Source organism: Gracilibacillus halophilus YIM-C55.5 (assembly GCF_000359605.1).
GTDB classification, from domain to species: Bacteria; Bacillota; Bacilli; order Bacillales; family Amphibacillaceae; genus Gracilibacillus; species Gracilibacillus halophilus.
On sequence record NZ_APML01000022.1, the window covers coordinates 1 to 13,889 of the forward strand.

Below are 13,889 nucleotides of genomic sequence, written 5' to 3' on the forward strand. Positions count from 1 at the left end.
TTACTTCTTTTCTTTATCGACTGTTATTTTTGATAAGCGGTGATGTCTTCATTATCAAGTGCATGAATGATTCGTTGTACCCCTTCTTTAACGGTTTCCAATGGGCATGCTACATTCATTCGTAAGAAGCCACTTCCAGCCTCTCCAAAAGACATACCGTCATTTAATCCGACTTTTGCTTTTTCTTGTATGAATTTCTTTAGATTGTCATGGTTGAGACCGAGTGAGCGAAAGTCTAACCAAAGCAAATAGGTGCCTTCTGGACGGATAAATGTGACATCAGCTCGATCTTTGAATTGTTCTTCTACGTAGTCTATATTTTCTTCCAAGTGTTCTTTTAAGTGTGTTAACCATTCTTTCCCACCACTATAGGCAGCGTCGATGGCAGCAACCCCCATCGTATTAATCATATTAAGTCCTTGCTTATGCAACATTCCTTGTACAGCGTCTCGTAATTCCTTGTTAGAAATGACAGCGTATGATACTTGTAAACCGGCTAAATTAAAAGTCTTCGTCGGTGACATTAACGTAATGGTTTGATCATTGATTTCCTCATCAAGTGATGCAATCGGAATATGACGATGTGGTTCAAATACAAGATCAGCATGAATTTCATCAGAGAAAATGAAGACATTGTATTTTTTACATAGATCAATCATTTGTTGCAATTCATCTTTCGTCCAAACTCTTCCAATTGGATTGTGCGGGTTACAAAGGATAAACGCTTTTACACCATTTTTTAATTTTTGTTCAAAATCGTCAAAGTCTATTTTGTACTCATTATCTTTTAACGTTAATGGATTTTCTACAATTTGACGGTCATGATCTTTAATCACTTTATAGAATGGTGGATAAACGGGTGTCTGAATTAAGATTTGATCATTTTTTTCAGTTAATGCTTGCACGGCCATATAAAGAGTAGAGACTACTCCTGGGCTGTAAATAATCCATGATTCAGAAATATCCCAATCGTGCTCATTTTTAATCCAATGACGTATGTTTTTATTTAATGGTGTATCTGTAAATGTATAACCGAAAATACCGTGTTGAGCTTTCTCAGTGAGTTTCTCTCTGACGGCACTTGGCACTTGGAAGTCCATATCGGCTACCCACATTGGTAGTACATCATCCGATCCATATAGTGATTGAACCAAATCCCATTTCACCGCTCGAGTATTCTTACGGTCAATAACTTTTTGAAATTCTTGTTTCATTATGGCATCTCCTTTATGTAGTCTATTCTGTTAAACAGAAGGACGCGACGGTGTATGTCGCTTCTTCCGGGATCAAATGGCCAACCTCTGAAAGAACATGTAAGACAGCATTCGGTAAAAAACGAATGAGTTCATATGCTAATTCAACTGGAAGGATGGCATCTTCAATCCCCCAAAAAATAGTGGTTGGTTGCTGAATTTGACGAAGTTGTGTCTCGTCTAAATCTCCTTCATGATCTTCTACCCATCGTAATAAACAAGGATAAATCTGCTTATCTTGAAATGGCTGTTTGTATGGGGGGATCATCTTATCCTTTATTATTGTATCATGAAAAACAGATTGACGCAGTATTTCCCGCACACCCTTTTTTCGTAATAGGTGACGTGTATATGTACTAGCCAAAGGGGCTCTGCATGCCAGGTTTACGAAGAAAGGTGTTTTCTTCATAAAACAACAAGGTGCCAGTAATGTCAGTTGATTCACGTGATTAGGATAGTGATAAGCAAATCGTAGGGCCAGCTGACCGCCCATGGAATGGCCAATAATATGAAGTCGATCGATTTGCAATTTTTCTAATAAAGTTGCAATAACACTCGTCATTTCTCGGTATGTGTAGGTAGCTTGGGCATTTTTTGAACTGAAACCAAATGGAGGGATATCGATTGTAATAACATGGAATTTCTCTTGTAATTTGGAGCATATGTTACGAAAAGAATACATGGAAGCAAGAAATCCGTGTAATAACAGAATATGTTGTGTCGCGTCTTTTTGTTTACTGATCTTATATTGATAATGGATCACATGGTTATGATATCGAAAACTTGTAGCCATACGCTGATTCCTTTCCTAACCTAAAAAAATAAGCAAAGCGAATAGAATCGCTTTGCTGTCCAGGGGGAATACGAGAAAGTCTTACGTACAATAGTATTACCCGAATCACTTCTCATTAAACATAAAATCAATCATTTTTTGTTATTTGCTTTGCGATATGACAAACCGTTATGCTAATATTACGTAAAGTCATAAATAAACAAAAGTTTTTAAGCGCAAGGACATATATCAAGCAAGACTTACCATTACGTCGTTTTGTTCCTAGTTGGACAAGTTTTGAATATAAGGAGTTGAGAATATGACTCATAAAGTTTTTCAAGAAGGGGATATCGTCGAAGGAACAGTCACAGGCGTGCAATCATATGGTGCATTTGTCGAATTAGATGATCATGTGAAAGGCCTTGTGCACATATCTGAGGTTACGAATGGGTTTGTAAAAGACATTCATCAATATGTGCAAAAAGGGGATCATATCAAAGTGAAAATTCTCCATATTGACAAAGATCAATCCCGCTTTGCCTTATCCATGCGAGCTTTAGTACAAGAAGAAAATCGTGATACTTCAGAACATGAAGTCAATCAAGGCTTTCATACACTAAAGAACAAATTGAACGAATGGATCAAGCAATCACAATAAACGAAAGAGACTGGGGCAAAAGGAAATTCATTTTTTAAAATGCATATTAATTTCCAACATACCCGAATATTAACTGACATAAACAGCTAACATTCGGGTATTCATCATTCATCCATTCTTTTGTCCGAATGTCTCACTTTTTACGAAGTGGATTCGGGTTCATTGTTCGAATCAAACAAGAAGGCAATACTAAATAACCCACTGATTCCGACAATAATATAAATGATCTTGCTAACATGCCTTCTTGCTACCACCACCAAATAAAGTTGCAACAAGGTCAAATTCAAATAAACCGATTAACCCCCAATTGATGGCTCCAATTATAATGAACAACAAAGCTATTTTTTTCCAAGTATTATCCATAAGTCACTCTCCTTTCTTATATTTTTAGTTTCTAACCGATGATTCGCGAATATACATGAAATGTTTGATTGGATTGTCATCTTACAGCAAAACATTCAGAAATTTTCAAATTCTCATGTTACAACGCTTGATTTACATCGGTGGATTCGGTACATTAAAATAGTGAGATAAATGAATGGAGGGTCAAAGAATGACACATGTACGTTTTGACTACGAAAAAGCGCTTGACTTTTTCGGGCAACATGAAATCGATTATTTAAAGGAACCCGTACGATTAGCGCATGACATGATACATAATGGAACAGGCGCTGGGAATGACTTCTTAGGTTGGGTGAATTTACCGACAGATTATGATAAAGAAGAGTTTGACCGTATTCAAAAAGCGGCTAAAAAAATTCAGTCTGATTCCGATGTGCTTTTAGTTGCTGGTATTGGTGGTTCTTATTTAGGTGCGCGTGCAGCCATCGAAATGTTAAATCATACATTTTATAATGAATTAGCCGGTAACCAACGCGATACGCCTCAAGTTTTCTTTGTGGGAAATAGTATTAGTGCACCTTATTTAAATGATTTATTTGATCTGTTAAAAGATAAAGATGTATCGGTCAATGTGATTTCTAAAAGTGGTACAACGACTGAGCCTGCGATCGCATTCCGTATTTTCCGCAAGTTCCTAGAGGATAAATACGGTGTAGAAGAGGCACGTAAGCGAATTTATGCGACGACAGACAAAGAAAAAGGTGCCTTAAAAACATTAGCGAATGAAGAAGGATATGAAAGCTTTGTTATACCAGATGACGTCGGTGGTCGTTATTCGGTATTAACGGCTGTAGGCTTATTGCCGATTGCTGTTAGTGGTATTGATATCAATGCATGATGCAAGGGGCCCAACAAGCACAACAAGAGTTAAGCGAACCAGATATGGATAAAAATCCTGCGTATCAATATGCAGCCGTTCGTAACATCCTTTATAACAAAGGGAAAACCATTGAAATGTTGATTAATTATGAGCCTGCATTACAATATTTTGCTGAATGGTGGAAACAATTATACGGAGAAAGTGAAGGAAAAGATTTCAAAGGCATTTACCCATCTAGTGCCAACTTCTCCACTGACCTTCACTCACTCGGCCAATACGTTCAAGAAGGTCGTCGTGATATTTTTGAAACGGTACTTCATGTGGAAGAACCTAAATCTGATATTACGATTGAAAAGGATAGCCAAGATCTTGACGGTTTAAATTATTTAGCTGGACAAACCATCGACTATGTAAATCAAAAAGCATACCAAGGTACATTACTTGCGCATACGGATGGACATGTTCCGAACTTACTTGTTCATTTGCCGAAGCTTGATGCATATACATTCGGATACATTGTTTATTTCTTTGAAAAAGCATGTGCGATTAGCGGATACTTACTTGGTGTGAATCCATTTGATCAACCGGGTGTAGAAGCGTATAAGAAAAATATGTTTGCTTTACTTGGTAAACCTGGATTTGAAGAAGAAAAAGAAAAGTTAGAAAAACGTTTATAAAATGCAATACTCCTCGCCTTTTACGGAGGGGAGTTTTTTTATACATAAAAGTGAAGGGACGGGTAAAAGTAAACGTAAGAGGTGATTGGATGTATCCGTTAGAATCGTCAATAAATGAGAAAGTATACCCTTTTACTCAGTTACAAGAGAAGCTAGAAACATATGGTATGTCACTTGGTGGTGCTTGGGAATATGATCATGGTTATTTTGATTTGAAATTAGCAGATGATGGTGCGTATCATTTTCTGCGCATACCGTTTCGTGCGCTTCAAGGTTCGCTCGATGAGAAAGAAGCGATGGTCCAAATTGATCAACCTTATCTCTTGTCACATCGCTACAAAAATGATGTCGACGCTTACGCAAGTAGTGGCGCGCTTGAAGGAGCTGTCAATCAATTTCAGACACCCGTAGAAAAAGATGCTGATATTCCCCATGAATACATCGAAAAAGGAAAAGAAGCATTGCAACGCTTGGAAGGTTTACTAATTAAATAATTCAGTAAAAAGCTTGGCTTACCCATGGCCAAGCTTCATTTTTCAACTTTATGATTACATATGTTTTGTTATGGGGTCTAAAAAGAGTAAGTGATCTTCTTTTTGTAATTTTTTGTGAAAAGGTGGGTGAATGAATAATTCTTCATTCCGGATAATGCCTGTTAAAATTTTTTCCTCTTGAATATAATGTTGAATCACGTCATTGAAATCATTGCCAACAAGTTCATGAGGAATTTCAATCGCGTAAAACTGTTGCTCCTCTAATGTTTGTGCGATAATATTACTCGCTTGAATCGGTGTTGTGCGAAAAATTTCCTGGTAAAATAATGAACTCATAAAACGGTTTGATCGAATGATTCCATTTGCTCCAGCACGTTTGGCGTTCTTCTTTTGTGCTTCGGTTAAAATTTCAGCAATCACATGAGCATCAGGATTGTTTCCTTTCGCTGCAATAATATTTAAGATTGTTTGTTGATCGGCTTCATCCTCGATCTTTTCTGGATCGGCGGTAATCGCTACGTATTTGGCATGTTTAATGTTTGCTTTTTGTAAAATTTGATCAGAAGTTGGATCACCATGAATGAAATGGATGTTATTTTTTTGATAGGATAGACTGGATAAGGAGTGGTCGATTAATACAACATCCATTTGTTGATCGGCTTTTTTAATCATCTTCATTAATTGTTTGGTTCGTTCATTCCAACCAATGACAACAAGATGATTCGCTCCTTTGTAGGAAACTCTTCCTTTGGTTAAATCCTGTTCATGTTTAATGGTGCCTGCCGATAATGTCGCCATATAAAATGTCACCAGCCCTCCGCCAGCAAGTATAAGTAGAATGCCAATGGTTCGTCCGACCGTGCTTAATGGTACATAATCGCCATAACCAACTGTCGATCCGGTAACAAATGCCCACCATACGCCATCAAAAAAAGTCGGAAAATGCTTAGGTTCAATGATATGAATCAAATAACCAAAAACGGTCATAAGAAAGAATACGGTGAAGAGTAAACGGATAAATGTGGGTAGATGAAAGTATAATTTCACAAATCGATTCCAGAACATATGTACATCACCAGAAAATAGTTTGTGATCTTACTCGAAAAATCATACATAGAAAGGATAGATAACATGAAACAAGAACGTATGGATTTTTTAATGGAATTACTACATACACCATCGCCATCTAGTTTAGAAATGGAGATTCAAAAGAAATGGATTCATCAAGTTCGGCCATATGCTGATGAGATTCAAACAGATAATGCTGGCAATGCGATTGCTATTGTGAATAAAGATGCTGATTTTCATGTCTTATTAGCTGGACATTGTGATGAGGTCGCTTTTGTTGTTACGAGAATTGATGAGAATGGTTTTGTTTATGTCGATAAAATGGGTGGTATTAATCCGAATGCGGCCATTGGAATGAAGGTTGAAATCATTGGTGACGAAGATACATTAAACGGTGTGATTGGTGTGAATGCACAACATCATGGTGGTGTCAAAAGTGATTTTGATGTAGAAGATTTATTTATTGATTGTGGTGCTAAAAATAAAGCGGAAGTACTCGCTCATATTCAGATAGGTGATTTAGTTGTTTATCGGCGAGATTCTGAAGTCTTATTCGACCGATATGTATCGGGGCGTGGTCTTGATAATCGTACAGGTGCATTTATGGTAGCAGAAGTGATAAAGGAATTAAAAGCAAAAGATATACAGATTGGTGTTTATGCGGTGAGTACCGTGAATGAAGAAACGAATATGGGAGGCGCGTTTTTTGCTGCAGCCGGTTTAAAACCAGATGCTGCTATTGCGTGTGATGTGACATTTGCGACTGATTATCCACATGTTAATAAGCAAAAATATGGCGATATTCGTCTAGATGGTGGTCCTGTTCTTGCAAAAGGTGCGCCGATCAATCGAAAACTCAATCGCTTGTTAGAACAAGCAGCGAGACAGTTAAATATGGAAGTCCAATATGAATTGACACCTCGTAGTACAGGTACAGATGCAGACCGCATGCGATTGACCGGTGAAGGCGTACCGATTAGTTTAGTATCATTGCCGTTGCGATATATGCATTCTCCAGTTGAAACGGTAAGTATAAAAGATATGGAAGAAGAAATCGCGTTACTAGTAGCTTTTATCGAATCATTGTCTGGAAAAGAAAGTTTAAAACCGTTAGAAGATGACTCGTGATGAGCGGGTCAAAGAGGTGAATTGTGATTTACCAGGAAATCGAGCGGGAGTGAACAGGAGATTTCCCAGTAATTTATGATTTACCGGGAAACCGAGCGAGAGTGATCAGGAGATTTCCCAGTAATTTATGATTTACCGGGAAACCGAGCGGGAGTAATCAGAAGATTTCCTATTAATTTCTAACTTCACTAGGGATTCAAGTTATAATGAGGTGCGGATCTCTTTAAATAATCCCTAGTGTGCAACGAGATGTTGCGATAAGTTGTTCTTTTTCATCAGTAACGGTAATGGAAAACACCATTGTTTGTTTGCCGATATGTAATGGTGTGGCACTTGCTGTAAGAACGCCATCTTTTTTTGCTTTGATGTGATTGCAGTTAATTTCCACACCAACGACTGATTGTTGAGTTGTATCAATTTGCTGGAGTCCACCAACACTGGCAGCAGTTTCAGCTAGGGCAACCGTCGCTCCGCCATGTAAAAATCCCATTGGTTGTTTTACAGTATCTGTGACTGGCATGTTAATCATCACTTCTTCCTTTGATGTTTTGATCGTTTCCATGCCGAGTGTATCCATAAGTGTATGTGACAATTGTGTGATCTCCTTTCATCAAATAAATGATGCCTTAAAATTGTAACGACAAGTGAGAACTTGCCGTTACAAACTTAGTGGGAAAAAGTAGTGAATCAAGAGCGACATGCCAATCAGCATTCCATACATGGTATTTGTTTTGGCTGTTGCTCCCATGGCAGGTGCCATCCCAATATTGGTTGTGTTCGCTTTAAATAGGATAATAGCTTGTTTCGTTTTTTTAATGGCAAATAAACTGATCAAACTGTAGATAGGAAGTAGCCCGATCATCATAAATATTGCACTCAACAAATAAGCGCTAATCATCAAACCTGCTAATAAATAAATGGCTTTGTCTCTTCCAAGTAAAATGGCTAACGTTTTTCTGCCGTTTTCTTGATCTTCTTCTAAATCGCGTATACTGTTTGATAATAAAATACAGCCAATGAATATTGCCACTGGTATTGAGATAAGAATCACATCCCAATTTATCGAGAGCGTTTGAATATAATAACTAATTCCGATAATAGCTGTTCCCATTAAGAGACCAGAGACAACTTCACCCAATGGACTATAGGCGATCGGATATGGACCAGCTGTATACAAGTAACCACATAACATACATATAAGTCCGACGAGACAGATCCACCAGCTAGATTCAATGCAAATGTATATGCCTAATAGCATGGCAAGTCCAAAAAATCCAAATGCTAATTTTTTTACGAGTTGTGGAGAAACGCCATCGCGCACAATGGTTCCGCCGATGCCGACTGATTCTTCATTATCTAATCCGCGTTTATAATCATAATATTCGTTAAACATGTTTGTCGCTGCTTGAATTATAATGGATGCGAGTAACATGGTAATGAATAATAGGAAATGGAATTTACCATCTAATAATGCTAACATAGTGCCAATGAAAACAGGTACAAATGAAGCCGTTAATGTATGAGGACGGAGCAATCGCCACCATACTTGAAATCCTGGTTTTTCTTTGACACGATTTTCTGCGTTTACTTTCGTATATGTCATTGTTCAATCTCCTTGATACATAAGATAAAAAAATAATATCATTTTTAAGTTTATTGAATTGTATATGTTGTGTCAATCAAGTGATCATCGTATTCATCTCTTATATAGTCGCCAATCAAGCATGTGAATATGTTTTTTTGTTATACTAGTAATAGTTTGCATCTATTTCAAAAAGAAATGATTTGTACTATAATAAATAGCGTTTATGATATTTGCCCTATGATAACGGAGGGTTATAAATGATAGAGATAAAAGAAATTAATATAGAACAAGCGTTACAAAAAGCAAAAACTAAGGCCATTGAACAAGGTAAGAGAGCTTTGTTAAGCATAGCTGAACCGATTGCGCCGATCGATCCGATTCTTTTCTTTCAATCGGGAAGTCAGTATCAAGTACCGAGAACGTTTTGGTCAAGCGCTGATCATGACTTTTTTTTAGTTGGAATTGGTAACGAAATGACGTTACATGCCAACAATGACACGTATCGTCAAATAAGTGTGCTGTGGCAGGAGTTATTAGAACATACGGTTGTGGAGCATCCCTTTTCTAATCAGAAAGTTGGCCCAATCGCATTTGGTGGTTTTCCTTTCGATGCCGATACAAACCAGTATTGGCAAGGCTTTGAAGGGAGCCAGTTTCGAGTGCCAAGATTTTTATTGACGAAAGATAAAGATCATTATTTTTTGACGATCAATGTCATGGTAGAGCATGATGAGGATATTGAGACGCTATCAGCTCAATTGGTTGAAGATAAACAGTATTTGCTATCGGCGCCATTTCATCCTCTATTCACAAATGCAATCGCCTCTAAACAAGAGAAACAAACAGAGGAATGGAAGCAATTAGTGAGACAAGCAACGGCTGAGATACGAGAAAATAAAATGAGTAAAGTTGTTTTAGCACGTCAAATGGAAGTTACGTATCATCATGAAATAGTGATTAGTCAAGTATTAGAGCATCTGCGCCGTGAGCAGAAAAATAGTTATTTATTCGCATGGGAAACGGAAGATGCTTGCTTTGTCGGCGCGACGCCAGAAAGGTTAGTGCGTGTTGATGAGCAACATTTGTTATCTACTTGCTTAGCCGGAACAGCGCCAAGGGGGGAGAGTGCTGAGAAAGACGAACAAATGGGAAGCTTTTTGATGAATGATCAAAAAAATCGAAGAGAACACCAATTTGTCGTTGATATGATCCAAGAAGCCGTTCGTAGCTTTGCAGAAAATGTTCATATACCTGATGAACCACAACTTTATCGCTTGAAAAATTTACAACATTTATATACGCCAGTACGTGCAAAATTACGGGATGAGTATACGATATTAGACGTAGTAGCTAAACTGCATCCGACACCAGCGTTAAGTGGGTTTCCGCGTTTAGCATCATTACACTTTATTCGCAAATATGAACAAATGCAGCGTGGGTGGTATGGAGCTCCGATTGGTTGGATCGATCAAGATTTTAATGGTGAGTTTGCTGTCGCGATACGTTCAGCCCTAGTGAATAAAAGCTCAGCCACGTTATTTGCTGGTTGTGGTGTCGTCGAAGATTCTGATCCTGACATTGAATTTAGTGAAACGACGATAAAGTTTACCCCCATGCTACAAGCATTAGGAGGGTTATAAATGGTAGATCAAATAGCTTTAACGAAATATGTAGGCCATTTCATCCAGCAATTATATTTGAGTGGTGTTGAAGATGTCGTCATTTCACCAGGTTCTCGTTCAACACCGTTAGCTCTAACGATGGCCGAACATCAAGGAATAAGGACATGGATTGATATTGATGAACGTTCGGCTGGCTTTTTTGCGTTGGGGATAGCAAAAGCTAATCAACAAGCTGTTGCTTTAGTTTGTTCATCGGGAACGGCTGCGGCCAATTATTTTCCAGCTGTGATTGAAGCGAGACAAAGTCGCATTCCATTAGTTGTGTTAACGGCAGATCGACCGCATGAATTACGTGATGTGGGTGCTCCTCAAGCGATTGATCAAATCAAACTGTACGGTGATTATACGAAATGGTTTCATGAAATGGCACTACCCGAAGCGTCAACGGAAATGTTACAATACGCAAAAAATCATGCCAATCGTGCTGTGTCAACGGCTGTACAACCGCATGCTGGTCCCGTACATCTGAATTTTCCTTTCCGTGAACCTTTAATTCCTGATTTTTCGCTTGATGATATCTGGGGAGAGAGAGACGTCATCCCGTCCATCACTGGTGATCGATTCGCAGATGAGAGCCAATTACGCTTTCTTTTGTCAAAAATTGCTGATAAGCAGCGAGGTATTATGATTTGTGGGCCGCATGATTCGCACCAATTACCTGAAGCGCTGGTGCATTTAGCGGAAGCATGGAATATACCGATTTTAGCTGATCCTTTATCACAATTGCGCTCGTTTCGACAGTCACAAGAGAACGTAATCGATGCCTATGATTCTTTTTTACGTTCAGAAGCCGTGCGCGATCAATTAGCTGTTGATTTTGTGGTTCGATTTGGTGCCATGCCCGTATCCAAGTCATTATTACAGTTTATCAAACGTCAAGATCATATCACTCAGATCATTGTTGATGATCCAGAAGGCTATCGGGAACCCGCGCTAAAGGGAAGTTCTTTCATTTTTGCGGCACCTCCTTTAGTAGCTAAACAATTAACAGATATCGTTGATCCGTTAAGAAAAGAATGGCTTAATCGTTGGAAAATGATCAATCAGACAACTAAAAACGTGTTACATGAAGAGACAACAACTGATAGGATGACAGAAGGGCAAGTGATGATCGGAATTCAGCAACAAATTCCTGATGATAGCATCTTATATGTCGGAAATAGTATGCCAATTCGTGATGTCGATACATTTTGGCAAAACCAACAACAATCACTTTCAATTTATGCGAATCGAGGAGCGAATGGAATTGACGGCATGTTATCGAGTGCATTAGGTGCATCAGCGAAGGGACAGCGAGTCACATTAGTCATTGGCGATGTTTCTATGCTACATAGCTTGAATGGTTTGTTGTTAGCGCGGCACTACGATTTTGATCTTACGATTGTGTTAGTGAACAATGATGGTGGGGGAATTTTCTCTTTCTTGCCACAGGCAAACATGGAGTCAGAACATTATGAAGCATTGTTCGGAACGCCGACGATGATGGATTTTGAAAACCTCGCTCGCGCGTACTCCGTCGATTATGAGGATACGAAAACGTGGGATGAATTTGTAACAGCTTTATCCCGAAGTTATCAAACGTCTGGCATCTCGCTGATTGAAGTGCAAACAGACCGTTCGGAAAATGTACAATGGCATCGCGAAAAATGGAGACAAGTCGAACAAAAATTGCTTTCATGATATAAGGATGAGTGAACATGTACATTGATGTGAATCAACGGACGTATTGGGTAGAGACTTTTGGGCAAGGCGATCCCGTTTTGTTTTTACATGGTTTTACAGGTTCAACGAAGACATGGCATTTTTTACTGGATCAACAACCGAAAGATGTTCAATTCATTTTTATCGATTTGCCGGGGCATGGACAGACAAAGATTTCTCAGCCTGTTTCTATAAAAGAATGTTGCCGTGATATTGCATCAATACTGCAGAAATTAATGATTTCATCGGTACATGTAATTGGTTATTCGATGGGAGGACGTGTGGCGTTGTCGTTTGCCTCTTGGTTTCCTTCATGGACACGCTCTCTTATTTTAGAGAGTGCATCACCAGGAATCGAATCGGTAGAAGAACGAAAACATCGCGCGCAACAAGACCAATCGCTTGCTGATTTTATTCGTCAACATACGTTAGTTGAGTTTGTCGATTATTGGGAGAACATTCCTCTCTTTCAATCGCAAAAACAGCTACCTATTGACGTACAGAGCGAAATACGCGATGAACGCTTGTGTCAACATGCTGAAGGACTTGCTTTATCACTTGAAGGAATGGGACTGGCGTTATGCCTTCTTTGTGGGACAATCTATGTCAGTTGATGCTTCCCGTTTGTCTATTGGTGGGCGAGTGGGATGAGAAATTTGTAAGCTTGGCTAAAAAAATGGATGAGCGATTGCCGAACAGTCAAGTAAAGCAGGTAAAACAGAGTGGCCATGCAATTCATGTGGAACAAGCGCAAATTTTTGGTATAATTGTAATGAACACTATCAAACAAACAGGAGGAAAGACAAATGACAGTAGAATGGATAAATGAACGTACATATGAAGATATTCTATATGAAACATATGATGGTATTGCAAAAATAACGATTAATCGTCCAGAGGTGCGCAATGCATTTCGTCCGCAAACAGTGAATGAATTAATTGATGCCTTTAGTTATGCACGTGATGATTCGCGAATTGGCGTCATTGTATTAGCTGGTGCTGGAGACAAGGCGTTTTGCGCTGGCGGTGATCAGAAAGTACGCGGACATGGCGGGTATGTCGGTGATGATCATATCCCAAGACTGAATGTATTAGACTTACAGCGTTTGATTCGTGTGATTCCAAAACCAGTCATTGCCATGGTATCTGGTTATGCAATCGGTGGAGGCCACGTATTACACGTCGTATGCGACTTAACCATTGCAGCTGACAATGCGATCTTCGGACAAACTGGACCAAAAGTAGGCAGCTTCGATGCTGGTTATGGTGCTGGATTACTAGCTAACATCGTTGGTCAAAAGAAAGCACGCGAAATCTGGTATTTGTGTCGCCAATATAGTGCTGAAGAAGCGCTAGATATGGGATTAGTAAATACCGTCGTGCCTGTGGACAAGCTAGAAGAAGAAACGGTTCAATGGTGTGAAGAAATTTTAGAAAAATCATCAACAGCATTGCGTTTCCTTAAAGCCTCCTTTAATGCTGATACGGATGGCTTAGCTGGTTTACAGCAAATGGGCGGTGACGCTACATTGCTTTATTATACGACAGATGAAGCGAAGGAAGGACGCGATGCCTTTAAAGAAAAACGTAAACCTGACTTTAAACAATTCCCTCGCTTCCCTTAATGAATGAAATCATTTGTAATCCAG

At 38.9% G+C, this 13,889-nt stretch carries 14 protein-coding genes and 1 pseudogene; 9 read left to right on the forward strand and 6 right to left on the reverse strand.

Translation table 11 applies throughout. From position 1 onward, the window contains the following. Positions 1-23: 23 nt before the first annotated feature. Entirely contained in the window at positions 24-1,214 is a 1,191-nt protein-coding gene (locus J416_RS06310; protein ID WP_003467004.1) for a MalY/PatB family protein, read from the reverse strand. Between the two features lie 22 nt (positions 1,215-1,236). After that, entirely contained in the window at positions 1,237-2,046 is an 810-nt protein-coding gene (locus J416_RS06315) for an alpha/beta fold hydrolase (RefSeq protein ID WP_003467006.1), read from the reverse strand. Positions 2,047-2,344: 298 nt separating this feature from the next. On the opposite strand from J416_RS06315, the gene J416_RS06320 reads away from it, so the two are divergent. Then, positions 2,345-2,683: a CvfD/Ygs/GSP13 family RNA-binding post-transcriptional regulator gene (locus J416_RS06320; RefSeq protein WP_003467008.1), complete on the forward strand. Its 339-nt coding sequence runs from the start codon at positions 2,345-2,347 to the stop codon at positions 2,681-2,683. A gap of 231 nt (positions 2,684-2,914) precedes the next feature. On the opposite strand, the gene J416_RS16195 is transcribed toward J416_RS06320, so the two are convergent. Further along, on the reverse strand, positions 2,915-3,046 hold the full coding sequence (locus J416_RS16195) for a DUF378 domain-containing protein (protein WP_003467011.1): 132 nt from the start codon (positions 3,044-3,046) through the stop codon (positions 2,915-2,917). A 190-nt stretch (positions 3,047-3,236) separates the two neighbouring features. Between J416_RS16195 and J416_RS06330 the strand changes: the two are divergent. Both J416_RS06330 and J416_RS06335 read left to right on the forward strand, forming a co-directional pair. After that, positions 3,237-4,582: pseudogene (locus J416_RS06330) on the forward strand (glucose-6-phosphate isomerase). 89 nt (positions 4,583-4,671) lie between these two features. Beyond that, positions 4,672-5,076, forward strand: a complete 405-nt coding sequence (locus tag J416_RS06335; protein ID WP_003467013.1) for a YugN family protein — start codon at positions 4,672-4,674, stop codon at positions 5,074-5,076. 54 nt (positions 5,077-5,130) lie between these two features. On the opposite strand, the gene J416_RS06340 is transcribed toward J416_RS06335, so the two are convergent. Then, entirely contained in the window at positions 5,131-6,141 is a 1,011-nt protein-coding gene (locus tag J416_RS06340) for a potassium channel family protein (RefSeq protein WP_003467014.1), read from the reverse strand. A 66-nt stretch (positions 6,142-6,207) separates the two neighbouring features. Here J416_RS06340 and J416_RS06345 point away from each other — a divergent pair, with 66 nt between their 5' ends. Continuing rightward, a complete protein-coding gene (locus tag J416_RS06345; protein WP_003467016.1) occupies positions 6,208-7,272 on the forward strand; it encodes a M20/M25/M40 family metallo-hydrolase in 1,065 nt (354 codons plus the stop codon). A 223-nt stretch (positions 7,273-7,495) separates the two neighbouring features. On the opposite strand, the gene J416_RS06350 is transcribed toward J416_RS06345, so the two are convergent. Together J416_RS06350 and J416_RS06355 are read right to left on the reverse strand one after the other, a co-directional pair. Beyond that, positions 7,496-7,864, reverse strand: a complete 369-nt coding sequence (locus J416_RS06350; protein ID WP_003467018.1) for a PaaI family thioesterase — start codon at positions 7,862-7,864, stop codon at positions 7,496-7,498. 66 nt (positions 7,865-7,930) lie between these two features. Next, positions 7,931-8,875: a 1,4-dihydroxy-2-naphthoate polyprenyltransferase gene (locus tag J416_RS06355; protein ID WP_003467021.1), complete on the reverse strand. Its 945-nt coding sequence runs from the start codon at positions 8,873-8,875 to the stop codon at positions 7,931-7,933. Between the two features lie 239 nt (positions 8,876-9,114). Between J416_RS06355 and J416_RS06360 the strand changes: the two genes are divergently transcribed. Genes J416_RS06360 through menB form a run of 5 tightly spaced genes read left to right on the forward strand, consistent with a single transcriptional unit; the run spans position 9,115 to position 13,865 of the window. Then, complete coding sequence (locus tag J416_RS06360) at positions 9,115-10,497, forward strand: isochorismate synthase (protein WP_003467031.1); 1,383 nt, start codon at positions 9,115-9,117, stop codon at positions 10,495-10,497. Beyond that, complete coding sequence (gene menD, locus J416_RS06365) at positions 10,498-12,219, forward strand: 2-succinyl-5-enolpyruvyl-6-hydroxy-3-cyclohexene-1-carboxylic-acid synthase (RefSeq protein WP_003467045.1); 1,722 nt, start codon at positions 10,498-10,500, stop codon at positions 12,217-12,219. A 17-nt stretch (positions 12,220-12,236) separates the two neighbouring features. Next, positions 12,237-12,854, forward strand: a complete 618-nt coding sequence (locus J416_RS06370; protein WP_003467046.1) for an alpha/beta fold hydrolase — start codon at positions 12,237-12,239, stop codon at positions 12,852-12,854. After that, a complete protein-coding gene (locus tag J416_RS16200) occupies positions 12,821-13,069 on the forward strand; it encodes a hypothetical protein (protein ID WP_052000939.1) in 249 nt (82 codons plus the stop codon). Before J416_RS06370 ends, J416_RS16200 begins: the two co-directional genes overlap by 34 nt. Next, positions 13,047-13,865, forward strand: coding sequence for a 1,4-dihydroxy-2-naphthoyl-CoA synthase (gene menB / locus J416_RS06375; RefSeq protein ID WP_003467048.1), 819 nt, complete (start codon positions 13,047-13,049; stop codon positions 13,863-13,865). Before J416_RS16200 ends, menB begins: the two co-directional genes overlap by 23 nt. The last annotated feature ends 24 nt before the right edge of the window (positions 13,866-13,889 follow it).